This window comes from Acetobacter malorum (genome assembly GCF_002153605.1).
Taxonomy (GTDB): domain Bacteria; phylum Pseudomonadota; class Alphaproteobacteria; order Acetobacterales; family Acetobacteraceae; genus Acetobacter; species Acetobacter malorum_A.
On record NZ_JOPG01000022.1, the window covers coordinates 94951 to 119854 of the forward strand.

Genomic DNA, 24904 nt, shown 5'->3' on the forward strand with positions numbered 1-24904 from the left:
TGGTCAGAATGCCATTTTCCGGGACAGAGGGACGTTAAAATCGTGCAAATCGGCCGCTTTATCAGACGTGCAGTGCGCGCCATTGTTCCGCCCACCGTTTTTCTGGGTATTGCGGTCTATTTTGGCTGGAACGCCACGCAGGGTGACCACGGCATGAAGGCTTATCAGAGCCAGCTTGTGCTACTGGATCAGGCCAAACAGGCCCAGCAGGATGCCTCGGCAGAGCAGATCGCCTGGCGGCGGCGTGTAAACGGCCTGCGGGAACAGTCTCTGGATAATGACACACTGGATGAACGCGCTCGCGCCATGCTCAATCTGGCGGACAAGAACGATATTGTGGTGCCGTATGACCGGCATGACCCGCTTTACTGAGCGCCGACACCACTCCCTGTTCCAAGCAAACCCCGCAGATCTGTCTGGCGGGGTTTTTCTTTATCCACGCGACACAGCAGCCATAAAAAAAAGCGGCCCCTGATGGAGCCGCCTTTTTATAATCTCTTCCCTCAGAAGGGCGAGATTATTTGATTTTCGCTTCGCGGAACACGACGTGCTTGCGTGCAACGGGATCGTACTTCTTCAGTTCCATCTTGCCGGTGTGGGCACGGGCGTTCTTCTTGGTGACATAGAAGTAACCGGTGTCCGCCGTGGAAACGAGACGGATTTTGATAACATTGGTCTTGGCCATAGCTTCCTCAGCAGAGCATCGTTAAACCCGGCACCACGCCAGAAACGTGGTCGGGTGGTGTTCAAGTGCCGGCAAAATGCGCATACAAGAGCCAAACGTCAAGCATTCTTGCATCATTCAGGCGTGGGAATAGCCGAAAGGAGTAAAAAAACATGCTGGATGTGGCTGTTGCGCGCGCCCGAATCCTTGAAAAATTCTCAGCCGGGGGTCTGGAAACCGTCTCTCTGGCCGATGGGTGTGGCCGTGTGCTGGCCTCTCCGCTCACCGCGCGCCTCTCCAATCCTCCTGTTTCCATCTCCTCCATGGATGGCTACGCCCTGAAAGCGGAGGACGCGCAGGAAGGCGCTACACTACGTATTCTGGGCGAAGCGCCCGCGGGCCACCCGTCCAGCCTGACCGTGGAGAAAGGCACCTGCCTGCGCCTGTTTACCGGCAGCCAGATCCCCGCCGGGGCCGATATGGTCATGATTCAGGAAAATGTGCGACGCGAGGGCGATCACGCAACGCTGCTCAGCGCCGGGCGCGTGGGCCAGTTTATCCGCAAAGAAGGGCAGGATTTCCGCAAAGGCGACATTCTGGTGCCCGCTGGCAAGCAAATCGGGCCGCGTGATATCGGGCTGGCAGCCGCAGGGGGTCATATCTGGCTCCCCGTCTCGCGCCGTCCGCGCATTGGCGTTCTGGCCACGGGTGATGAGATAGTGCTGCCCGGAGACCCAGCCTCACCAGACTCCATCGTTAATTCCGGCGCGTTTATGATTTCCGCCCTGCTTAAATCTCTGGGGGCAGACGCCATTCTGCTTCCTGTTGCACGGGATAACGCCGAGTCTCTTTCTGCCGCCATCGGGCAGGCGCATACGCTGGACCTGCTGGTAACCATCGGCGGGGCAAGCGTGGGCACGTATGACGTCGTGCGCAGCACGCTGGAGGCTCATGGTCTGGCTCTGGATTTCTGGAAAATCGCCATGCGTCCCGGCAGACCGCTGATGTTTGGCCAGCTTGGCCACACACCGGTTATCGGCCTGCCGGGCAATCCGGTTGCTGCTCTGGTATGCAGTCTGGTGTTTGTGGCCCCTGCCCTGCGCAAGCTGCTCGGCCAGCCCGTGCCGGAAGAAATGGAAACAGACGCCGCCTTGCTGGGTGCGGACATTGGCGAGAATGACCAGCGGCAAGATTTTGTGCGCTGCCGCCTGACACCGCAGGCTGATGGGCAGCTCCCGCTGGCAACGCCTTTCAGCTCACAGGATTCGGCGCAGCTGAATATTTTTGCACAAAGTCAGGCGCTCCTGATTCGCGCGCCTTTCGCGCCAGCCGAAAAAGCCGGTGCGCCCTGCCGCATTCTCCGGCTGCCCTGAGAGCGTTAGAACGACATACTGGAATGCAGGCCGAAAATGGCTTCGTCTTTCACTCTGCGGCCCGTGGTATCCAGCACTCCGCCGCTGGGTGACAGCATTCCCTGAAGATCAGGCTGGATAAGGAGCCAGGGTGTCACCTGAAACTGATAGGTCAGTTCCAGATGATATTCGGCATGCTGCGCCAGCGTGCCTGCCCGTCGCTCTGACCGCCGCAAAACCGGACTGGCCTCGCCATAGCCAAAACCAAGCCCCAGAACATCATTGGCACGCTGGAATGGCGCGTTCAGCAAAAGTCCGGCATCCACTGCATTGACAATCTGGTTGCGGTTGGCAGGCGGTGCCCATGTGGCTCGCACAAAGCCCGCAAGCGTCTGCTTCCCCGCAAGATTAGCCAGAACCTGATCAGCCACCGCGTAAAACGTCCAGTTACCTTTATGGCGGACGGTCGGGTCCGCCTGATCTGGGAAGCGGCCGGTGTCACCGTAGCCACCCAGCTTGTAGGTTCCGTCCTTCCCCCAGAGCTGTGTGTGATACTGCGCTTCCAGAAACATCAGCGCCCCCGTGCCAAAGTGGAATCGGGTGCCGCTGGAGTCCTGATTCTGGTTCCACGGGTCGGCATCGTTCAAAAAACCTGCGCCAATCGGGTTATCATCCGCAACGGCGGCCAGAACTGTCCAGCGTTTGGAGAGCTTATATTTCACCCGCACGGCAGGTGTGCCCAGAGGTGACGCTGGCCCCTGATCATACAGGTTGTTATCCGGCACCATCGGCCAGGAAAACGAGGCGTTCATGAACTGCTGCGCACCGTCACTCCCCATGAAGTCATGACTGAGGTCGAGCTTACCAATCCGCACGTCCAGCCGGTCATAGTCGAAGGTCTGGCCATACCAGACCTCATAGAGCCGCAGATTGATATCTGCCTCAATCCCGGAGACCTGATTGAACACATAAAGCGGCTGGTTGCTGAAGGGATGACCGCGAATATCCACGCCACTGATGCCAATGGTACCGAGCGGCAGATGCGTCAGACGCCCGAGGTCCACAGAAAGCTGCCCGGTGGTCACGCCAATATAATTATTGGACGGCTGGCTTCCGCCGACGGGAACAGCCCACAGTTCATTCTGGTCCGTCAGCTGAAAATCCACGCCATGCTCGGCCAGAATGCGCCGCACACCACCCCAGTCCCGTGTCAGGCGATCGTCAAAGCTGAACGCATCTGCATCGGCAGCTGCCCCCTGTGCCTCCGCCTGAGGCAGGCTCAGACTGAAACAGGCACAAATTGCTACCGGGACCGTGATAATTTTCCTAAACACCGAACCTTTTCAATATGTTATACAACCGCAAATCAGAACGGCATCTGGGTTTTCCGACCGAAAAAAGCGGCCTTGCTTAAATAATCCTGCTGAAAGCACACAGGCCCGCAACGGGGCTGTTGGTGGGGAACTTTACAGACACAGTAGAAAATACAGAAGCGCTTTTGCCGAACAGAATAACCCCTTGACTAAAAAAGAGAACTTATATAGAACAAACCATTATACAAACAAAAAACACTCATCTGCTCCGGGGTGCCGCAATGCTGACGCGCAAACAGCACAAACTGCTGCTTTTTATTGATTCTCACCTCAAGCAGACGGGTTTTTCTCCTTCTTTCGATGAGATGAAAGAGGCGATGGGGCTGCGGTCCAAATCGGGCATCCATCGTCTCATTTCCGGACTGGAAGAACGCGGATTTCTGCGTCGCCATCATCATCGGGCACGCGCGCTGGAAGTCATCCATCTGCCTGAAATTGTCCCGGCATCCGAAGCCCTGCCTACGAATGTCGTGCGCGGTGATTTCTCCCGCCAGCAGCCCGCTGCCCTGAAAATCCCGCTTTACGGACGTATTGCCGCTGGCCTGCCGATTGAGGCCATGGCTGAAACCGACAATTTTCTCGATATCCCCAAAGACATGGTTGGCTCAGGCGATTACTACGCGCTGGAAGTCACCGGGGATTCCATGATTGAAGCCGGCATTCTGGACGGTGATCACGTCATTATCCGCCGTACCGAAGATGCCGAAAACGGGCAGATTGTCGTGGCCCTCATTGATAACAGTGAAGTCACGCTCAAACGCCTGCGCCGCAAGGGCAACACCATTGCTCTGGAACCCGCCAACCCGCGCTATGAAACGCGTATTGTGCCAGCAGAGCGTCTCCACATTCAGGGCCGGCTGGCTGGGCTGATTCGCCGGTATCACTGAGACCGCAGGAAAGACGGAGAGCGTGATTTTGAAAGATCACGCTCTCCGCTGTGCAAAGGCCTTTTGAGCAGGCGCAGAAGCATCCTTCCGGTAAGTCATCAGACAGAAAAGTCAGACCTTCTCTGAAACGTCCATATGCGCCACCTGTATTGCGCCCCACACATCGCCCCAAGAAGGGATTAGGCGGCTCAGCGCAGCAACGGTTTCAGCTGTTACGCTTGCCTGCTGCGGCAGTTCAGCCAGAATACGCACCTGCCCTTTTTCCTCAATCGTCTTGCGATTTTCCGGGTTAAGCGGGCCACTCAGCACCACTCCGGCAATAGCCAGACCACGGGCACGTAACGCTTCCAGACTCAGCAACGTGTGGTTCAACGTGCCCAGCCCGCTTCGCGCCACCAGCACCACCGGTAAGCCCCAGCGCTCGGCCAGATCAACCATCATGAGCGTATCGGTCGCAGGCACCATCAAACCACCTGCCCCCTCCACCACAAGAGGGCGCTGAGGGTCCGCTAAGGGCAAGGCGAGACGTGTGGGGTCGATCTCAGCCCCTTCCGCTCTGGCAGCCGCCAGAGGAGACAGAGAGGCCTGATACGCCCCGGCTGACGGAAAACAGTCTTCCGGCAAGCAACCGCTCAGCTTTATCACCGTGCTCGTATCGCCTTCTTCGTCCGCCAGCCCGCTTTGCAACGGCTTCCAGTAGGCTGCTTTCCATGCATGCACGAGGCAGGCGGAGGTCAGAGTTTTGCCCACACCCGTATCTGTCCCGGTAACAAAGACCCCGGCGCGCTGCGGCTTTTGAAAACAACCATAGGCCAGATGCCAGGTCACCATAGCTCCGGCTTCATCAAAGCGCGTCAGGGCACGACGCAGTTCCGCGGGCGAGAAAGCCTTCCCGTCTTCACGCGGCACAGAGGCCCCCGTATCTTTCAGATGCTTTACAAAAGCCAGTCCGCTCTCAAAGGGCTGAACGCATCGCTCTGTTACCCATTGCCCCGCGCACAGGCCGGGCTGCCAGCCCTGCACAGTCCGGGCATCCGGGTAATCAGGCGTTGCTGCAACAAGCCCTTCTACGGTGCAGGCCTGGCGCCATTCTTCAAAGGTGCCATCCAGCAAGGTCGAGACAGCAAGCACGCCACCGGGAGCCAGCAGATCTGCCAGCTTTTGCAACGCCGCTGCGGGCTCTTCCAGCCACTGGAAAACCAGATTGCCGCAAATCAGATCAAACGGCCCCGCCACATCCGGACGGGCAGCATCCATCATGCGAAGCTGCACGCCCTCACCTACTCGTTTTCGGGCACGTCCCAGCATGCGCGGAGCAACATCCGTCGCAACCAGTTCCGCCTCCGGCCACGCCTCATGCAGCATGTGTGTGAGCAAACCTGTGCCGCACCCTACTTCCAGAATACGCCGCGGCGTCCGACCAGCCAGCCGGGCCCGGAGACCTTCAAACAGACGCCGGGCCGCGACACGTTGCAGCACAGCGGCGGCGTCATACGCCTCAGCAGCATCAAAGCTTTGCTGAATGCGGGCCTGTCGGGCATGGGCAGAACGGTCAGTCATACGTTTTCCAGATCTTGTGACATCATACGCCGAACGGCTTCGGCACAGACATGGGGATGTGTCAGCGGGAGCATGTGTCCACCCTCAGTTTCCCATTCAATCGGGACATCCGGCGGAAAAGCGGCCTGCGTCATGGCGGGGCTGACAATTGGGTCCACTGCCCCGACCAGAACCTTTATGGCCCCCGGCTCCTCAGCCAGACGGGCCAGTAATGGCCGCACGTCCAGCGTCATCAGGTCTGTCAGTCCGTCCTGCAGGGCGGGCACACAAAGAGCTTCCTCCGTGACAGGCCCCACGCCACAGCGGGCACGAAAATTATTAACCACCTGAACCGCATCCCGCTGAAGGCCAGCCTGCATGCGCGTGAGCATCCGCAGCGGGACACCCTGCGAAAAATCCTCTGCCGCAGTAAAACGCCCGAACGCGTTAAGTCCCAGAAAGCGGCTCCCCGCTGGCCAGTCTCCACGGGACAGAAGCCAGAGAAAACCCAGAGAATGCCCAACGGCCAGCACAGGGCGCGGCCCACGCAATAAAGCGCTCAGCCGCCTCTGCATTTCGCTCTGCGAGGCTCCGAAATAGCCCAGATCCAGCAAGCTGGCTGAAGGCAGATTTAGCGCCTTCAACACCGGCTCCCAGATATCAGGCCCGCAGCCCCATCCATGCACAAAAACAAGCTGCGGCCCGGTCATGACAGCCCCTTTGTCGCGCATTGCGCCACAGCCGCGCTGAGCACCTGCGCCAGCTGGTCCACCTGCGCCTCTGTATGGTTGCCGTGCAGCACCACCCGCAGGCGGCATCCACCCGGAGGTACCGTGGGTGGGCGGATAGCAATCGCCAGAAAACCGGCTTCCTCGATCATATGAGATAGCGTCAGAGCCGTATGCTCACTTCCCACCACGACCGGCACAATCTGGGTAGAAGATGGCCCCGTTTCCAGCCCTGCGCGCTGCATATGCTGCCGGAACCGCTCCGCCAGCACCGCGACATGCTGCCGTGTTGCGTCCAGCTGAGGCAGCAGATCAAGCGCTGCGTCCACAGCACCCAGCACCAGAGGAGACGGGGCTGTGGAATAGATATAGCCAGAGCCTTTATTCACCAGCCAGCGGCATACGGCGGATGAGGAGGCGATAAACGCCCCCATTCCACCCAGAGCCTTGCTGAATGTGCCAATAATCAGATCTGCCTGCCGGTCCGCCAGACCTTTCCCATCCCGCCCGAGGATGCCAGTGGCATGAGCCTCATCCACACAGAGAAACGCGCCATACTGACGGGCCAGCGCACCCAGAGCCGCCATGTCAGCCCGGTCTCCATCCATGCTGAAGACGCTTTCTGTCAGGACGATTTTCAGGCCCGGACCGTCGGCTTTCTGCAGCAGGTTTTCAAGATGCGCCATGTCATTATGCCGGAAGCGCACAGGCCGCACGCCAGCCGCCGCACAGCCATGATACAGGCTGGCATGAATGAATTTGTCGACAAGTAATGTGGGAGCAGCACCGGTCGCCGCCAGCGAGAGCTGCGCGAGAGCAGGCACCAGAGTCGCGTTAGCCTGCCACCCGGAGGAGAAAATGCAGGCCGCTTCCATCCCTTTCAGGGCTGCCAGCCGCGCTTCCAGCGCAACCATGCCGGGGGCTGTGCCCGTCACCAGTCTCGATGCCCCGGAGCCAGCCCCATAGCGCTCTGCCCAGACAAGCGCACGCTCGCGCAAAAGCGGGTGCGCTCGCAGGCCGAGATAGTCATTGGAGGAAAAATCAACCAGAACGGTGCCGTCTTCTCTCTCCAGCAGCCCATCGGCGCGGGGTTGAAGACTGCGCGGCGTCCGAAGACGCCCCTGTTCGGCCAGTTCCTCCAGCCCATGCTGGAAAAGATGATCAAACCGCGTCATGAAGCGAGTGGTGCCGGAGCCGGGACCGCCGGTCAATCACCTAAGCAGGAGTTCTCGCGCAATGTCCGCCCCCCAGAATCCCCTTGCGGCCTCCCGCATAGCCCCTTCTCAGCAATCAGAGCTGCCCTCCTCTTCCCCATCAGCCTCCATGCCGGACTGGTACACGCAGGGTCTGCCGCATATCTGGCTGCCTTACAGCCAGATGAAAACAGCACCTGCCCCTCTGGCTGCCCGCAGCACACACAATGCCCGTATCCAGCTGACGGACGGCCGGGAACTGGTCGATGGTGTCGCCGCATGGTGGACGGCCTGCCACGGCTACAACCATCCCCATATCCGCGCGGCGATTGAGACACAGCTGACTACCATGCCGCACGTCATGTTTGGCGGCATGGTGCATGAGCCTGCGCTAAAGCTGGCAAGCCGCCTGTGCGCCATGCTGCCGGGGGATCTGGATCGGGTTTTCTTCACAGATTCTGGCTCGGTTGCGGTGGAAGTCGCCATGAAAATGGCCATTCAGTATCGTCTGAACACAGGCGAGCCGAAACGCACCAAAATGCTGGCCTTCAAGGGCGGGTATCATGGAGACACGCTCGCCACCATGTCGGTCTGCGACCCGGAAGAAGGCATGCACCATCTCTACGGAGACGTGCTGGCGAACCACATCATCGCCCCTCTCCCGCAGGACGACGCCAGCGAGGCCGAATTTTTCAGGTTGCTGGATCACCATGCGCATGAGCTGACCGCTATCATCACCGAGCCTCTGGTGCAGGGCGCAGGCGGCATGCTGTTCCATTCCCCGGATGTACTGCGCACGTTGCGCGCTGCGGCGGATCGCTATGGCCTGCTGCTCATTCTGGATGAAATTTTTACCGGCTTTGGCCGCACAGGTACTATGTTTGCCTGCGAACAGGCAGAGATCGTTCCCGATATCATCACGCTCTCCAAAGCCCTGACAGGCGGCACTATGGCACTTGCTGCCACCATTGCCCGCCCGCATGTATTTGAGGCGTTCCTGTCCGATAATCCGGAACACGCCCTGATGCACGGTCCAACCTTTATGGCCAATGCGCTGGCCTGCGCCTGTGCTAATGCCTCACTGGATCTGTTTGAATCAGAACCGCGGCTGGAACAGGTTGCCGCCATCAATGCGCATCTGACCCGCGAACTGGAACGCTGTCGGACCTTGCCGGGCGTGAAAGATGTCCGTGTTCTGGGGGCTATTGGCGTAGTGGAGTTGGAGAAGATCGCCAACCCGGACGCTCTGAGGCAACGCTTTATTGCGGAAAATGTGTGGATCCGCCCGTTCCGCTCAATTGTCTATCTGACCCCGGCCTTTACTATTCCGCCGGAAGACCTAAGCGCCCTGACGGATGCAATCTATCGCGTTTTATCTACAGGAAACTGAACGCCCCATTGGCACAGCAGCTCAAAACATGCTGTGCCAGTGGGCTTTACCGGTATACGGTTCAGCGAAAGAAAAACCGCCTGTGTCGCCTAAGGGAAAAATTTAAAGAATTTCAAAATCAGACCACTGCGGGATATTTTTAATCCCAGGACGCAGCGGCCTTATCATCCGCTTCCCGCGCCTCAACCCAGACCTGACGGCCATCCTGATAGCGTTCGCACTTCCAGAAAGGCGCACCGGTCTTGAGCCGGTCGATCAGAAAATTCGTGCCCGCCAGAGCCTCCGCCCGATGCGCGGACGCGGTGCCGACAAAGACGATGGGCGCCCCCACGACAAGCGTGCCCACGCGATGAATGAGCGTACAGCCTAACAGGCTGAACCGTTTGACAGCCTCAGCCGCCAGTTCCGTCAGCACTTTTTCGGTCATGCCGGGATAATGTTCCAGCGTGAGGCTTTCCAGCCCCTCCGGCCCATCCCGCACCTGCCCCATAAAAACGCTGATGCCACCAATCCCCTGTGAGCCAGCGGAAAGGCGATCCATCTCCGCTCCCATGTCAAACAGCTCGTTTTGGACAACAACGCGCAACACCGGCTTATCCACCCGTCATGGGAGGGAAAAAGGCCAGTTCGTCGCCGGGTTTGACGGTATCCTGAAAGGTCGCGAGGGTCTGGTTGATGGCAACCCGGATGCGGGGAGAAGCTGCAAAAACCTCATCCATCCCTGCATCCTTCTGGCGCAGCTGTGCAATCAGTGTTTCTACCGTTACGGACGGCGCAGGCAGATGGACTGTCTCCCTCTCCCGCCCCATCTGCTCACGCAATGCGGCGAAATAGAAAATCGTGACGTCCTGCGCCATAACAGCTTCCTTACTTACTCATTCACGCGGCCTGCGCCGGACCGCGCCCCATCCCCGTTAGTGCTGGGGTGTCGTGGGGGCTACGGATTTTTTCGCCTGCGTTGTGGTCACAGAACCATCCGGATGGATGAGTGTTACTGTGCCGTCGCCATTGGGGATTTCAATCGTCGAGGCCGAACCACGCTGCGCACCATATTTGGCGGCTGCATCAGGCTCTGCATCTGGCAGCTTGCCGGTAATGGACTGAGACGTATCGGGCATGCCGTCAGGCTCCCCAACACTCATTTCCCCGCCGTCCTGCAACTGCTTGTCACCAGAGTTGGGTACGCCACCCAGAATGGTGCCAGCACGGTCTTTCTCAACGTCTTCAAGCGTAGGCAACGGAGCCGGCGGACCCGGCCAGATATCGCCACCAGCAGGCAACAGAGGCGTTTCTGCTGTGGAATACCCATGCACACGCCGCATGTTGAGATTATCCCCGGAGGGCGCATTCGGGTTTTCTCCCGGCAAGGTCGCGGTATCGGACACAAATTTCCCGAAGCCGGAACATCCGCTCAAAACCAGACACAACCCTACAAGAGCGGCTTTCCGCATCACCTGACTCCGCTAACCATGACACCATGCAGGCAAATCAGAGAGACCTGCTACCGGCAAGAATATGCCGTCCAAAGCTTAAATAACGGTTTGCGGAGGGGATACAAGCCGATGAAAGCCATTTGAGGCTAATGAGCCACACCTTACGTGCGTTTAAAACGATCGTTCACGAAAGATTAACATGCCGTAACCCGGTTGTCAGATAATCCCAACCGGTAATCAGCGTCAGAACCGCCGCAATCCACAAAAGGACAGCGCCGATCAGCGCGACGTGCAGCCACGGCATGCCCAGCAGCATACCCGTGCCATCACCTGCCAGCAGAAACCCGATGGCTGTCATCTGGAACCCGGTTTTCCACTTAGCCAGCCGTGTGACCGGCAGACTGGCACGGCGCTCTGCCAGATATTCCCGCATACCGGACACGAGAATTTCCCGGCACAGGATAATAATGGCGGGCCACAGGCTGAAATAAGCCATACGCCCCAGCCCGGCCAGCACCATCAGACAGGCTCCCACCAGCAGTTTGTCTGCGATGGAGTCAAACATCCGCCCGAAGTCAGACATCTGATGGCGGGACCGAGCCAGCTTGCCATCAAAATAGTCCGTCACTCCCGCCAGAATGAACAGAAGACAGGCCAGCGCATCCGTTTGCGGAGAACCCCATGCGGCAAAAAGCACCACGATCGGGATCGCCACGATACGCGAGATAGTCAGAACATTAGGCAGGTCTGTCAGCATTGGTGGGATGCTAGCCTATTTCCGGCAGAGCTGAAATGGTTTCTGACTGCCACTTTTTACCACTCACCCAGAAGTTCAGTGCAGGGCTGAAAACCGGCGCTAGGCTGGCGTCCAGTCCGGATGAAAGTGGCCATACACGGCCCGCGCTGTTTCCCGATTAATGCCCGGCGCCGATTCGAGCTCCGAGAGTCCTGCCTGCTTGACCGCACGGGCTGACCCAAAGGTATTGAGCAGCATCTTTTTCCGCGCAGGCCCCACACCCGGAATTTCATCCAGTTCGGACGTCACCAGCGTTTTGGAACGCCCGGCCCGGTGGGTGGTAATAGCAAAGCGATGCGCCTCATCGCGCAGCCGTTGCAGATAATAAAGAACAGGGTCTCGAGGCTCGAGCTGGAACGGCGGCGCATCACCCGTATGGAACCACTCGCGGCCGGCATCACGGTCCGGCCCCTTGGCGATCCCCACTAGCTTGACGCCCGTCACTCCAAGATCATCCAGCACGCCGCGCACGGCAGAATACTGCCCCGCCCCGCCATCAATCAGCAGGACATCCGGCCAGTTGGACATATCGCCTTCGGCAACCTCCTTCAAAGCACGGCCAAAACGACGCTCCAGCACTTCCCGCATCATACCAAAATCATCCCCCGGTGTGACGGGGCCTTTGATCAGGAACTTGCGATACGCGCGGCGGTCGAAGCCTTCGGGACCACCCACAATCATCACGCCATAGGCATGTGAACCCATGATGTGACTGTTATCATAAACCTCAATCCGCTCAGGCGGCGCATCCAGCCCCAATACACGCGCCACACCTTCCAGCAATTTAGCCTGCCCGGCACTCTCGGCCAGTTTACGATGCAGGGCATCCCGCGCATTAGCCACGGCATGGTCCAGCACCTGCTTTTTCTCGCCACGCAGGGGATGAAGGATTTCTACCTTGCGCTCACGCCGCAGCGTGAGTGCCTCCGCCAGCAAGGCCTCTTCCGGCAGTTCATGATTCACCAGCACCTGTGCCGGGCATGGCTTGTCATCATAAAACTGAGCGATGAAGGACGCCAGAATTTCTCCGGGTTCCTGATCCTGCGTATGGGCCGGGAAGAACGAGCGGTTCCCGTTATTACGACCACCCCGGATGAAAAACACCTGAATGCAGGCCTGACCAGCTTCCTGCCAGATGCCGAACACATCAGCATTCTGCAGGGAGGCCGGATTAATCACACTGGACTCCTGCATCTGCGCAAGCGCGCGGATACGGTCCCGCATCGTTGCAGCCCGCTCAAAATCCAGAGCCTCGGCCGCCCGATGCATCTCCGCACTCATTTCCTCCCGCAAGGCATGATCCTTGCCAGAGAGAAACTCACGCGCCTGCTCAACCAGCTTTGCGTAAGAGGCCTGATCAATCCGGTCCACGCACGGGCCGGAGCAGCGTTTGATTTGATACAGCAGACAAGGGCGAGACCGACTGTTGAACACAGAATCCGCACAGGAACGCAGCAGGAAAACGCGCTGGAGCAGGTTAAGGGTCTGATTGACCGCCCATGCTGAGGCGAATGGCCCCCACAAGCTGGCCCCTTTCACCGGTTTGCCCCGATGCTTGGCAATCTGGGGGAACGGATGCCCATCTGTCAGCATCAGCCAGGGGTAGCTCTTGTCATCACGCAGCAGGATGTTGAAGCGCGGCTTCATGCGCTTGATGTAGTTGGCCTCAAGCAGCAGGGCTTCGGCCTCTGTATGGGTCGTGACAATCTCCATAGAGGCTGTCTCGGACACCATACGGCGCAGACGTTCTGGCAGGCGATTGACGTGCGTATAGGACGTCACACGCTTCTTCAGCGCCAGCGCCTTGCCCACGTACAGGACATCCCCCTTCTCACCCAGCATGCGATAGACGCCCGGTGAGAGCGGCATGGTTTTGAGCGCATGCCGGATAACCTCCACCCCTTTCAGCGGGGCGGAAGGGTGCTTTTCTGCAGCATCAGAGGGGGTGATGTTTGGAGAATTTTCAGCTGTCATCAGGCGCTCTTTCGAGAAAACAATTTCATCCACCGATTTTGTGGATAAGTCTGTGGAAGAGCCGGGCTTGACACCCCGAAATCCGCAGATTTCCCGTGGTCCTGACGCATTGCATATTTTTTAGCCAAACAAAGCAACCTATTGATTTAAAACGATTTTATGTATCGCGCTACGTAACAGCCAGACCACACCTGACGACTTTATTGAAAATAAAGTCTGTCAAGAGTGGAAGTGGACAAATGCCACAAAAATCTGGTTGCGGTTTTCAGCCAATAGTCCCGGTTTGTTCCGCTGCAACCGCTTCGGCTCGGGCCAGCAGACGCATGAAATTTCCGCCCCAGAAAGCGGCAATCTCACTTTTGTCATACCCGCGCCGCAGGAGTTCCGCCGTCAGGTTCACCCCCTGCGTGGCGTTCTGCCAGTCTGCCAGCGCACCGCCGCCATCAAAGTCGGAGGAAATCCCGACATGCTCCACGCCAATCCGCCGCACCACATAATCAATATGGTCCACAAAATCGGATACGCCAGCCGAGCGCGCACCCGTCTCGTCTTTCGGCTTCAGGAAGGCAGGCATGGCGGTAATCTGAATAACTCCGCCGCTTTCTTTCAGTGCATCCAGCTGTTCGTCATCCAGATTGCGCGGGTGATCACACAGCGTCCGCACACAGGAATGGCTGGCCACCACGGGCACGGCAGAAGCCGTAACGGCCTGCAACATGGTCTTTTTGGACGCATGAGAAACATCGATCAGCAGGCCCAGACGGTTCATTTCCCGCACCGCTTCACGCCCCAGCGCGGAAAGCCCACCATGATTTTCCGGCTTATCGCCCAGACTGGGCCGATGCACGGCCGCATCCGCCAGCGCATTATGCCCATTATGGGTCAGCGTCACATAACGAGCGCCTTTGGCACGGAACTGCGCCAGAACCGCCGGGTTATCCCCCATGGCGTAGCCGTTTTCCACTGCGGGAATGACCGCCAGAACCCCCGCTTCATACGCCGCTCTGATTTCTGCCACGGTTGAACAGACGCGCGCCGTCACGCCGTTGTGCGTGCCCTGCATGCCGTTGATGACATCCAGCATGGCCAGACACTGCGCCTGCGCCTGCGCATGGCCTTCTGCATTCACCATCGCCTGCGCGATATAAGCCACAAAACATCCGGCAGACATGCCGCCCTTCTGCATCTTGGGCAGGTCAACACGGCGGGATTCCGTATCCTCAAACGCATCACCCCGGTCCGGCCAGGGGATATCAATATGGCTGTCCAGCGTGAACAAAGCGCGATGCAACGCTTGTGCTTCGGAGGACGGAACGGCGGTCTGGCCCGGCTGAGCCTGTGAGGATGACGTCATGAGAGAAAAATGGTCCTGTCAGTCAAGATTGCAAGGCGCATGCCCTGCTGTGCCTTCTCTTATGTGACTGTTTTTTCTTGCTCCGCAAACCCGGATGCGCAATGGCTCAGCCCATGCGACTTGTAACCTGGAATATCAATTCCCTCCGCCTGCGCCTGCCCCGGCTTGAAGATCTCGTCACCGAGCTGGCCCCCGACATTATTTGCCTGCAGGAAACCAAGGTGCCAGATCCCCTCTTCCCTGAAGACGCCGTGCGCGCTCTGGGCTTTGAGCATCTGCATTACAAAGGCATGAAGAGTTATAATGGTGTCGCCATTCTCTCACGCCATCCCATTACACCGCTGGACAATCTGCCGGACTGGCATGGCAAGGAAGATTGCCGCCATGTCGGGGCTGTTATCACCACGCCCTCCGGCCCCGTTGAGCTGCATGATTTTTATGTGCCCGCGGGCGGTGACATCCCGGACCCGGACGCCAACCCCAAATTTGCGCACAAGCTGGCCTTTGTTGAGGAAGTGACAGAGTGGTTTGAGGAGCGCAAACCGGCCCGCGCCATTCTGGTGGGGGACCTCAACATTGCGCCGCTTGAACATGATGTGTGGAGCCACAAGCAGCTTCTCAAAATTGTCAGTCACACGCCACCGGAGACGGAACGACTGAATCGCTGGCTGGAAACAGGCTTTGTCGACGCCATGCGGCATTTTATCCCGCCGCAGGAAAAACTTTATACATGGTGGTCCTACCGCAACCGGGACTGGGAAAAATCCAACCGGGGCCGCCGTCTGGACCATGTATGGGTGACGCCGGATCTGGTCCCGAGCCTCACTGGCATGACCGTCGTGCGGGAGGCCCGGAACTGGACCAGCCCCTCCGACCATGTGCCCGTCGTGGTCGATTTCCAGTTTTAGGAGGACCGTGTGAAGAGGCAGATATGTCTGCTCTCTTCACAGACCCAACACCCGAGCAAACGCTGACTAGTCCTCCGTGAACCGGTCATCCGCGCATATTCTTTAGTAACGATACTGCCAGAGCAGCCCCACGCTACTGCCGGGATCATTTTCCGGCGTGGTAAAGCCGGTCACATTACCGCCGGTGCCCACTGTCGTGTTCAGCTTCAGGTGCTTGGTCAGATCAACCTGCACCTGCGCCTGCGTGCCGGAGCCGGACGTGGCTTGTTTGGCCCCCACGTAAACCCCGCGCATCACATACTTTCCGGCTTCCACCGTGGTGCCACCATTGCCAACGCCCGAGCCACCGCCCACGGCCAGACGGTCCAGCCCCAGCGTTTTGCGTATCGTGCCCATCGGGTCGAAGGACGTCACGCCCGTCAGGGTTGCCAGCGCCGTGCCGAGCTCCACCATCTGGGTGGACGACAGAGAATGGGCATCCGTGCCGAACAGGAGCATAGCCAGAACCTGATCCTGCGGCAGAGACGGAATGGACTCAAAGCTGATTTTTGGCGCACTGGCGTAGCCACCGACCTTCAGCATCGCGGTTTCCCCATTCACAGCACGGTCGGCCTCAAAGTCCAGTGTGGGGTCCAGCTTGTGGTCCACGCTGCTGCCGTTAAAGGCCACGCGCCCCTTGGTGAAGTTAAGGGAAATCCCTGCCAGATCGAAGTTCCCGCGCTTGAGGTCAAACCCACCGCTGACCTGCGGCGCAGAGCTTGTGCCCTTAACCTTAAGCTTGCCGGCCATTTCGGCATCCAGACCATGCCCGCGCACAAAGAATTTGCCGGGTGATGTCAGGGTCAGATCAAGACCAATCACGCTTGCGCTGGCATTTGTCGTCGCAGCATCGGTCTGCGGCTTGTCTCCCGGACGAATAACATCCAGCCGGGCCACAGAGGATGGCAGAGAGTTGGGAATATTGACTTCCACTTTCCGCAGATCAACATTCCCCGCCACATCCATCCGGCCTGCGGCCTGACCTTTGATGGTCATGTCCGAATTCATGACCGCTGTAATCAGGTCACTGGAAATGGGGCGGGCATCACGCGCTACAAAATGGATATCCACGGGCAGCCCCGGCGCAAGAACCCCAACTGAGCCTGTTACGCTCATCGTGCCGTCGCCGGCTTTGGCGGTCAGATTCTGAATGACGATGCTGTTGCCCTGCCCGACAATGCGCCCATTGATGGCAGACAGATGCACACCCTGTGCAAAGTCCTGAATATCGGCATTCTGCAAGTCCACCGTGCCCGTAATACGGGGCGCAGCCATCGTGCCATCTACCTGCAAGGCAAGCAGCACCTGCCCCAGAGCCTGCCGTGCCTGCGCGCCCAGATAGCCATTGGCAATGGCCAGATCCAGATGCCCGTTGGTGCGCAGATTAACTGGCCCCATGCTGTTCAACGGCGCAGTGCCGGCCACGCCAAGCGCGAGTTTTGACCCGGCATCTGCCTGCATCTTCACTCTGGCGGACGTGCCTGCCAGATCGGCCGTAGCGTCCAGATGCAACGACGGCAGAGACGCCGCAGCCGAAACGCCCTGCATCCGCAGGCCATTGCCCATCAGATGCACCTGCCCTTGCAGGCGGTCCATAGTGCCGCTGACCTTGGCCTGCACAGCCAGCGTGCCCTGAGCATGCAGATCCGGCATGAACGGACGCGCCAGCCCGGGCGTGAGGTTCCGCACATCCACCGTTCCTGCCAGTGTTGGCTTGATACGGCCCGCAATATCCGCCGTTGCCGGTTCGGCACCTTGTGTGCCCAGTGTGGCACGCAGACGGTCCACGCCCATTGTCTGACCAAAGGAGATCAGGGCCGGAGCCTGCAAACGCAGATTTTCCTGCTTAGCCGTTGCCGTCAGCTTTTGCAGCTTTACTTCTTTAGCAGGCAGATTGAGCAGAGCTGCCGTATCCAGAGCAAGTGGGCTGCCTGACCACGTTGCCGGACCAATTTGCGCTGTCAGCGCCATGGCGTTTTCCGGCCCTTTCGCCGTCACCCGCGCCTGCCCGGTCATACCAGCGGCGGCCAGCCCACCCAGCTTCAGGCTCAGATCGGCATCCGGATGCGCAGCCGGGTCCTTCACCGTACCCGCCAGAGCAAGTGAGCCGATTTTGGCCTGCGGCATGGCCACATTGCCATCCAGCTTCAACGCCACCAGTGGCTTCTGATTTACCTGCGTAGTTTTAACGGAGGCGGCCATTGCGCCGGAAATGGGTTGCCCGATAACGTCTTTCAGGTCCGCAAGGCGGCCTACTTTCAGGTCCAGCGTGCCCAGCGGCACCACCTCGCCCGACGCAAGAGAGAGCGAACCCTGCCCCTGCACGCTGTTCCAGGACAGCTTTTTCAGATCAAGCTGTCTGCTGCCCTTCTCGTCCTGCGCAAAAACCGCATTCAGCAGCAAGGGGGCTTTATTGACGGAACCGTGCGCATCCACTGTGCCCGCAGGTGCTGACGGCAGATGTTGGAGAGCCGCATCCAGCACCACCGGACCACGCGGCATGGTGGCTGTGCCCGGATCACCCTCCAGATGCAGGTTGGCTGCAAAGTCCTGCATCAGCCCTTTGGCGGACAACGCCAGCGTCACCCCACCACGCAAAGACGGCAGCGCCTTGGCCAGATCAGGCAGCGCCAGCGTGGACGTGATATCCATATCCTGCCCGGTGTTCACCCGGCCTTGCGCCTTCAGATGCAGCGCCTGCCCATCCACAGTCAGGGATGCCAGATCAATCTGCTGCCCGGCAGACTGCGCCGCAGGTTGAGTGGTCTGAGCTTTCTGTGCAGGCGTAGCGGTAGAACTGGCGGGATTGGATGGAGGCGTGGCCGCTTCTGGTGTAGGAGAGCCGGCTTGTTTGGGCGCGACCGAAGGCGCGTGCGTTGAGGCTGGTGCAGATGCACTCTGAGCCGGAGCCGGAGCCGGAGCCGGAGCCGGAGCCGGAGCCGGAGCCGCATGCGGACGCATCGTGGCCGCCAGCGCAAATGTACCTTTAGGGCCAATCAGCCCTGCGGCCTGCGGCTGACCACCCGTAATCGCGAGCGTGCCATCCGCTTTCAGGTGCGTATCACCCTCCGTCTGAGCAGGCAGGTCAAACTGTGCAGTAACCCCGGCATTCCCTTTGAGCGGCGTGCCAGCAGCCTGCCCAACGGGAGCCAGATCCGGCAGGCTCAACGTGACGGTGCCGCGCTGCGGGGCTGCCGTCATGATGGAACCCGTCAGATGCAGCAGCGGATGCGAGATATCCAGTTCCAGCGGCTTACCAGCGGGCTGCGGCGAGAGCTTTGCATCCAAATGCACTGGCGCAGAGGCCAGCAGGTTGGGCGCTTTGCCCGGCAGACGCACGCCATCCGCTGTCATGACCAGATGCAGCAGGTCCGTTACGCCGGACTGCCCGGTCTGACCTGTGAATGTCGCTTTCAGCGTTCCCACAGCCGCTCCCGCAGCCGCCAGTCTGTCCACCTGCAACTGTGCCGTGCCATCTGGCTCAGTCATTTTGCCTTTAAGCTGGGCAACCAGATGAATGGCATCCCAGCCAATATCGGGCGTCAGAGCGAGTTGCGGCGAATCAAACTGTGCAGACAACCGCGCCATGTTTCCGGCCAGCAAATTCAGCTCGCCGTCCGCTTTAGCCTTCACCGGCCCGGCAGAAGCCGAAAAACCCAGCACAGCGGCGTTCGTCGGACCTTTAATGTCCAGCGCAAGAGACAGCGGTGTAAGCTGCGGCATTTTCAGTTTGGCCGCGGCAAAACCATCCTGACCTTCCTGCGCATCCAGATGCAGGCCGAGCTTGCCACCGCCAGTCGTGGTCGTCAGGTCAATCTGCCCGCTGGCGTCCAGTCGTTTGACGTGCAGAGCAATGTCAGATTTTGGCAGTGTGGGCAGGCTTAGCCCGTCAATGACCGGATCAATCGACGAGAGACGACCATGGCCAGCCAGGGAGAAACTGGCAGGCACACCCGCCAGCGGCGCGCCCACGTTAATGCGCTGCACAGCGAGCGTGCGGATATCAACACTCAGGCCCAGTTTAGACTTTGCGGTCGAGGCCGGAGCGGCGGGTGCTGCATTGGGGTCTGATACCGGCAGACGCGGAATATTCAGCTCATCCGCTTTCAGCGTGTAAATCCGGGCCGTGCGCCACACCATGCTCAGCGGAGACCAGTTCAGGTCCACATTCCGCAAGGAAAGCCAGACACCATCCTTGTCGCGCAGAGCGATGGAATCCAGATGGAAATTATCCGGGAACCGGCCAGACATCCCGGCAATATTGACGGTGCCGCCCGTCAGTGCCGTTGTCTGCTTAATCAGCAAACCACGCCCCGGCCCGGTATTGGCGCCCACCAGAATGGCACCAACAGCCAGAACGGCAACACCCGTCAGAACACCTGCGGACAGGCCAATAACACGCCCGGCGCGACGCAGGGCCGAGCGACGCGGGGCAGGATTTGCCTCGTTAGACTCAGCCATCAGAACGTTTCCCCAAGACCGATGTACAAATCCCACTTATCGCCGCGATAGGCGCGGTTCAACGGCACCGCCACGTCCACACGCACTGGCCCAATGGGGGTGTAATAACGCACGCCACCACCGGCACCGACGCGGAGCGTGCCCGTAAAGGGCATACTGCTGCTACCCACCTGCCCGGCATCCACAAACCCGGCCATGCCGAAGCTTTTGAACAGCCTCTGCCGGTATTCAATAGACCCGGCATCAAGTGATGTGCCGCCAATGGCATAGCGCGTACGCCCATATTGCGGCCCCACACCCTGCCAGCGATAGCCTCGCACCGTAGCGCTGCCACCGGCATACATGCGCTGGTCAGGCGGAATATCGTAGGTGGATGCCCCCTGAATGCTGCCAATCATCCCCCGCAGCGCAATAATGCTGCGCCCCGGCTTGCTGATGCCCAGATGATGAAGGTCAAAATAGGTCGAAGCCGACGCATTGAGGATAGCGAAAAAGGACGTACCACTCCCCTTATCCCCCAGCGAGACAGACGGCGTGGCGTTAATGCTGGCGCGGACACCATGCAGAGCCGGCTCAATAGGGTTGCCTACACCCGTATTATCAAACGTCGCACCCAATGGAGCGGAGACAATTGTGTAGTCCCGGCTCACATTGAACTGTTCGATATTTTCCTGTTCGGCTGCCAGCCCGAAATTGATGTTCCAGTTTTTATCAATTTTGCGGGTAATCCCGGCATTCACCAGAAACGCCGTCTGGCGATAAGACCAGAACAACTGGCGCAGCGCTTCAACCCGCACACTCAGGTTCTGGTTGCGACTATAAAAATCTGGCTTCATGAAATCCGCATACACATCATAACCCAGCCCCTGCTGAGCAGAACCACCAAGGCCGGTAATGAGAGCCGTCAGCTTCAGGCGCTCGGCATTACCCAGAATGTTGTAATGCGTCCACGTCGCACCCACACGGGCACCAAGGTCTGTTGAATAGCCTGCTTCCGCCCCCACGGAGCGCCGTTTGGCTTCCTTAAGCGTAAAATCCAGCGGCATGGTGCCATTGACCGGCTTGGTAGAACCGTCCTTGACCGCCACGTTGGAAAACACACCCAGCGCGCTCAGGTCCTGCCGGGCCGCTTCAATCTTGGAAGGCTGATACAGATCCCCCTCCTGCACGGTCAGCCTGCGGCGCACAAAAGGTTCATGCACACGCTGCAACCCGTCCACATCAATCTTGCCAATATTGAGTACTGGCCCGGCAGAGGCTGGATAGACAATATCCAGCGTATGCGTTTGTGGCTGGAGATAAGCACGCGGCTTGTCCACCTGCGCCAGCGCATGGCCTTCTTCCCGCCAGACGTCCAGCAGGTTGCCGCCACTGCCAAGCACATTCTGCGCCACGGCGTCCTGCCCGGTCTTCAGGCCAAAAGCCGTCTGCTGCGCCTGTGTCAGCACAACAGGAGTGTTGGTCTTCGGGTCCACGACCCTGATGGACCCAAGGTGATAAAGAGGCCCCTTCTGCACCTTGATTTCAGCAGTAACCTTTTCTCCAGCCGGCACGCCGCCCAGCCAGTCGGACAGGGCCGGAGACATCCCGTCGACCGTGACGGAATCCTTCTCCTTTGCCCGATGCAGGGAAATCTGCACCGTGCCTTCGTAATAGCCGTAACTTTCCAGCGCAGAACGCAGCCGGTCATATTCACTGCGCACGCGGCCAGCCAGCGCAAACGGCCCCACGGCATGCGTGGCCTGCAGGCTTAGCAAATCGGAGGAGGATTTCAGTGCGGCATCAAGATCCGCCTGCCCGGTGCCTGCCAGTTGCGTCACATAAGGCTGCGGGTCCGCAGCCCAGACGCAGCCAGCAGCAGCCCCCCACAGCGTCACGCCTGTCATCACACGATTCGCTGTCAGCACGAGGCCGTCCAGAACGCCTTTACTGCTCACCTGCGCGCACCTCTGCTCTCACGGCCTGTCTCACTCTCCCTTCCCTCACGCGTCGTGCATCCCGCCTTTTCATGATCACAGCCTGCGTCTTGCCGCAGCACCATGACAAAAATGAGATCATTTTCAGGTTTTTATGGATTTCTCCGCCCCAGAGTCCCTTGTGCCATCTTGCAGGCATCTTGCGAAGCACGATTGTCCGAGTGCATCAGTTCGCGTTATGAGAGCCTATGATTTGCCATTCCCGCCGCAAACCCAGCCTCTGCCTGTGCAAGGCAGACCCAAGATCATGAAGCGTGCCTCCCCCGCTCAGGCGCGGTTTTCCGAGACATCAGCCCCGCCGGGACGTGATATCCTGTCGCCCCTGCCATCATGGGTCGAAAAATGGTGCCAGGTCAGCAACCAGGTGCAAGGCGGCCTGCGGCTGGGGGCTATTACCCTGTGGGTTCCGCTCTCCGTCGGGTTTGAAGCCTGCCTCCTGCTGGTGCCGGGCACCGTCAAAATCCGCTGGACGCGAGTGATCTGGGGCGTGCTGTGCAAGCTGCTGGGCCTGCGGATCCGGGTTATCGGTAAACGGGCTGGCACCGTGGGTGGCGCGCGGGCCCGAGCACGGGGGGAACGCCCCGTCATTTATATTTCCAACCACTCCTCATGGCTGGATGTGCTGGTGCTGGGCACATTGCTGCCGTCTGTGTTTGTGGCCAAAGGCGATATCGAGAAATGGCCCATCATGGGGCTGGTCTCCAAAATTGGCCGGACCATCTTTGTCAGCCGCCAGCGCAGCACTACGGGACGTGAGCGTGATCTGATGATTCGCCGCATGGTAGACGGGGATAATCTGGTACTCTTCCCGGAAGGCACATCGTCCGACGGCTCCCGCGTGCTGCCATTCATGTCCGCCTTCTTTGCCATCGCCAAACTACCCCGGCTGCGCAATGGCGAAAAAAGCCTGCTGCCCATTACCTATGCACCCGGCATGTCCCCCATCATCCAGCCGGTGTCCGTTGTGTATGATGAGCTGGAAGACCTGCCCGTCTCCCGCCTGCGACGTCCGGTTTTTGCATGGTATGGCGATATGGATCTCGGCCCGCACCTGTGGCAGCTGGTGCAGTGGCACAAGTCCCGCGCCACCGTTGTCCTGCATGAACCGCTGGACCCGGAACTCTTCCCCAGCCGCAAAGCGCTGGCGCAGGCCGCATGGAATGCCGTCGCCCGCGGGGCGGCTGATCTGCGGCAAAACCAGAACCCGGCTCCACAGCCCGGCCGGTGCGAACCGTCAGAAATACCCAGCAACAAACCGCGTCTCATAAAACGTCTGCTTGACAGACTACCCCCACGTTTTGCTTCATACCTGAAGATCCGGTGAGGACCCTCTTTCATGGCGCACTGCCCCTCCGTTTACGGAAAAGCCTCTTGACCTCTGGCCTCACTGGCCTGATTTCCTCCCCCTGCCGTATGGAATGGGCCTGCGGCGTGCCGGAGCCCCTGCTGTCATGACTGGACTTCCTTCTTCCTCCACCGCACCACGCGGCCTGCATGTCATCACATGGGGCTGCCAGATGAACGTGTATGACAGCGCGCGGATGAGCGACGTGCTGCGCCCGCTCGGTTACCAGCCGGTGGACACGCCGGATGCGGCGGACATGATCATCCTCAACACCTGCCATATTCGGGACCGCGCGGCTGAAAAGGTCTTCTCCGAACTCGGGCGGCTGAGGAAGATCAAGGACGCACGCGAGACCTCCGGCCAGCAGACCATTATTGCTGTTGCCGGCTGCGTGGCGCAGGCAGAGGGACAGGAAATTCTGGCCCGTGCGCCTTATGTGGACATTGTGCTCGGCCCGCAGACCTATCATCGCCTGCCGGAAATGGTGGCCCGTGCCGCACGCGCTGGTGGCGCGGTGATTGAGACCGATTTCCCCGCGGAGCAGAAATTCGACTTCCTGCCAGACACCGCAGCACCGCAGACGCCCGGCAACCTCACCGCCTTCCTCACCATTCAGGAAGGGTGTGACAAGTTCTGCTCCTTCTGCGTGGTGCCCTACACACGCGGCGCAGAAGTCAGCCGGTCTGTTACCTCCGTTCTGGCGGAAGCACGCCGGATGGTGGAAAGCGGCGTGCAGGAAATCAGCCTGCTTGGCCAGAATGTAAACGCCTATCACGGGACCGGCCCGGACGGAGACGTCTGGGATCTCGCCCGGCTGGCTTACGCACTGGCTGCCATCCCCGGCCTCAACCGCATTCGTTACGCCACATCGCACCCGCGCGATATGGATGACGCCCTGATTGCCGCCCACCGGGATCTGCCGGAACTCATGCCCTACCTGCACCTGCCCGTGCAGTCCGGCTCCGACAAAATCCTGCGCGCCATGAACCGTGGCCATACAGCGGATGACTACCGGGAGATTGTCCGCAAACTGCATGCGGCGCGGCCGGACCTCGCCTTGTCGTCTGACTTCATTGTCGGCCATCCGGGTGAAACGGATGAAGACTTTGAGGCCACCATGCAGCTGGTGCGGGATGTCACCTTTGCACAGGCTTATTCCTTCAAATACTCCCAGCGCCCCGGAACTCCGGCCGCCGGTGCTCCGTTGCAGGTACCAGAGGATGTGAAAGACGCGCGCCTGCAAGCCCTGCAGGCCTTGCTGCGGGAACAGCAGGATGCTTTCAATCAGTCTCTGGTCGGGCAGACGGTGCCGGTCCTGTTTACGTCCGAAGGCCGCAAGCCGGGGCAGATTTCCGGGCGCTCCCCCTGGCTCCAGCCTGTGCATGTTACCGGCTCGCCTGATCTGATTGGCCGGGAAGTGCCGGTACGCATTACCGAACGCCTGACCAACTCTCTGAACGGTATTCTGGAAGAGGAGAAAGTTTACGCTTGA

The 24904-nt window shown here is 59.4% G+C and carries 20 protein-coding genes; 7 read left to right on the top strand and 13 right to left on the bottom strand.

What is annotated here, in order from left to right; all coding sequences use genetic code 11:
* The first annotated feature begins 42 nt into the window (after nucleotides 1-42).
* Nucleotides 43-372: an FtsB family cell division protein gene (locus HK23_RS10215; RefSeq protein WP_063908181.1), complete on the top strand. Its 330-nt coding sequence runs from the start codon at nucleotides 43-45 to the stop codon at nucleotides 370-372.
* Nucleotides 373-517: 145 nt separating this feature from the next.
* Here the strand turns inward: HK23_RS10215 and rpmG are convergent, their stop codons facing one another.
* Nucleotides 518-685 (bottom strand): 50S ribosomal protein L33, encoded by a 168-nt coding sequence (gene rpmG, locus HK23_RS10220; RefSeq protein WP_003623017.1) that lies wholly within the window; start codon nucleotides 683-685, stop codon nucleotides 518-520.
* A gap of 152 nt (nucleotides 686-837) precedes the next feature.
* Here rpmG and HK23_RS10225 point away from each other — a divergent pair, with 152 nt between their 5' ends.
* Complete coding sequence (locus tag HK23_RS10225) at nucleotides 838-2037, top strand: molybdopterin molybdotransferase MoeA (RefSeq protein WP_086653878.1); 1200 nt, start codon at nucleotides 838-840, stop codon at nucleotides 2035-2037.
* A 5-nt stretch (nucleotides 2038-2042) separates the two neighbouring features.
* On the opposite strand, the gene HK23_RS10230 is transcribed toward HK23_RS10225, so the two are convergent.
* Nucleotides 2043-3350: a carbohydrate porin gene (locus tag HK23_RS10230; RefSeq protein ID WP_256940148.1), complete on the bottom strand. Its 1308-nt coding sequence runs from the start codon at nucleotides 3348-3350 to the stop codon at nucleotides 2043-2045.
* A 260-nt stretch (nucleotides 3351-3610) separates the two neighbouring features.
* Between HK23_RS10230 and lexA the strand changes: the two genes are divergently transcribed.
* A complete protein-coding gene (lexA, locus tag HK23_RS10235) occupies nucleotides 3611-4276 on the top strand; it encodes a transcriptional repressor LexA (RefSeq protein ID WP_086653879.1) in 666 nt (221 codons plus the stop codon).
* A gap of 111 nt (nucleotides 4277-4387) precedes the next feature.
* Here the strand turns inward: lexA and bioD are convergent, their stop codons facing one another.
* The 3 genes from bioD to HK23_RS10250 are packed head-to-tail and all read right to left on the bottom strand — an operon-like array spanning nucleotide 4388 to nucleotide 7718.
* A complete protein-coding gene (bioD, locus tag HK23_RS10240; protein WP_086653880.1) occupies nucleotides 4388-5836 on the bottom strand; it encodes a dethiobiotin synthase in 1449 nt (482 codons plus the stop codon).
* The gene (locus tag HK23_RS10245) at nucleotides 5833-6525 is read right to left on the bottom strand and encodes an alpha/beta fold hydrolase (protein WP_086653881.1); all 693 of its coding nucleotides are present in this window, start codon (nucleotides 6523-6525) and stop codon (nucleotides 5833-5835) included. The genes bioD and HK23_RS10245 overlap by 4 nt, the downstream gene beginning before the upstream one ends.
* The gene (locus tag HK23_RS10250; protein ID WP_086653882.1) at nucleotides 6522-7718 is read right to left on the bottom strand and encodes an aminotransferase class I/II-fold pyridoxal phosphate-dependent enzyme; all 1197 of its coding nucleotides are present in this window, start codon (nucleotides 7716-7718) and stop codon (nucleotides 6522-6524) included. Before HK23_RS10250 ends, HK23_RS10245 begins: the two co-directional genes overlap by 4 nt.
* Nucleotides 7719-7866: 148 nt before the next feature.
* Between HK23_RS10250 and HK23_RS10255 the strand changes: the two genes are divergently transcribed.
* Nucleotides 7867-9126, top strand: coding sequence for an adenosylmethionine--8-amino-7-oxononanoate transaminase (locus HK23_RS10255; RefSeq protein ID WP_256940154.1), 1260 nt, complete (start codon nucleotides 7867-7869; stop codon nucleotides 9124-9126).
* A gap of 139 nt (nucleotides 9127-9265) precedes the next feature.
* On the opposite strand, the gene HK23_RS10260 is transcribed toward HK23_RS10255, so the two are convergent.
* The 6 genes from HK23_RS10260 to HK23_RS10285 form a co-directional block, all read right to left on the bottom strand.
* Entirely contained in the window at nucleotides 9266-9715 is a 450-nt protein-coding gene (locus HK23_RS10260) for a molybdenum cofactor biosynthesis protein MoaE (RefSeq protein ID WP_373270324.1), read from the bottom strand.
* Between the two features lie 4 nt (nucleotides 9716-9719).
* Entirely contained in the window at nucleotides 9720-9983 is a 264-nt protein-coding gene (gene moaD / locus HK23_RS10265) for a molybdopterin converting factor subunit 1 (protein ID WP_086653884.1), read from the bottom strand.
* A gap of 57 nt (nucleotides 9984-10040) precedes the next feature.
* The gene (locus tag HK23_RS10270) at nucleotides 10041-10577 is read right to left on the bottom strand and encodes a hypothetical protein (protein WP_086653885.1); all 537 of its coding nucleotides are present in this window, start codon (nucleotides 10575-10577) and stop codon (nucleotides 10041-10043) included.
* Nucleotides 10578-10743: 166 nt separating this feature from the next.
* Nucleotides 10744-11316, bottom strand: coding sequence for a CDP-diacylglycerol--glycerol-3-phosphate 3-phosphatidyltransferase (gene pgsA, locus HK23_RS10275; protein WP_063908172.1), 573 nt, complete (start codon nucleotides 11314-11316; stop codon nucleotides 10744-10746).
* Nucleotides 11317-11415: 99 nt separating this feature from the next.
* A complete protein-coding gene (gene uvrC, locus HK23_RS10280) occupies nucleotides 11416-13332 on the bottom strand; it encodes an excinuclease ABC subunit UvrC (protein WP_086653926.1) in 1917 nt (638 codons plus the stop codon).
* A gap of 262 nt (nucleotides 13333-13594) precedes the next feature.
* The gene (locus HK23_RS10285) at nucleotides 13595-14683 is read right to left on the bottom strand and encodes a dipeptidase (RefSeq protein ID WP_086653886.1); all 1089 of its coding nucleotides are present in this window, start codon (nucleotides 14681-14683) and stop codon (nucleotides 13595-13597) included.
* Nucleotides 14684-14784: 101 nt separating this feature from the next.
* Between HK23_RS10285 and HK23_RS10290 the strand changes: the two genes are divergently transcribed.
* Entirely contained in the window at nucleotides 14785-15591 is an 807-nt protein-coding gene (locus HK23_RS10290) for an exodeoxyribonuclease III (RefSeq protein ID WP_086653887.1), read from the top strand.
* Nucleotides 15592-15693: 102 nt separating this feature from the next.
* Here HK23_RS10290 and HK23_RS10295 read toward each other — a convergent pair whose 3' ends face one another.
* Entirely contained in the window at nucleotides 15694-20091 is a 4398-nt protein-coding gene (locus HK23_RS10295) for a translocation/assembly module TamB domain-containing protein (RefSeq protein WP_086653888.1), read from the bottom strand.
* Nucleotides 20091-21977: an autotransporter assembly complex protein TamA gene (locus HK23_RS10300; RefSeq protein WP_086653927.1), complete on the bottom strand. Its 1887-nt coding sequence runs from the start codon at nucleotides 21975-21977 to the stop codon at nucleotides 20091-20093. Before HK23_RS10300 ends, HK23_RS10295 begins: the two co-directional genes overlap by 1 nt.
* A 337-nt stretch (nucleotides 21978-22314) precedes the next feature.
* Between HK23_RS10300 and HK23_RS10305 the strand changes: the two genes are divergently transcribed.
* Both HK23_RS10305 and miaB read left to right on the top strand, forming a co-directional pair.
* Nucleotides 22315-23391 (top strand): lysophospholipid acyltransferase family protein, encoded by a 1077-nt coding sequence (locus HK23_RS10305; protein WP_086653889.1) that lies wholly within the window; start codon nucleotides 22315-22317, stop codon nucleotides 23389-23391.
* Nucleotides 23392-23485: 94 nt separating this feature from the next.
* Nucleotides 23486-24904 (top strand): tRNA (N6-isopentenyl adenosine(37)-C2)-methylthiotransferase MiaB, encoded by a 1419-nt coding sequence (gene miaB, locus HK23_RS10310; protein WP_086653890.1) that lies wholly within the window; start codon nucleotides 23486-23488, stop codon nucleotides 24902-24904.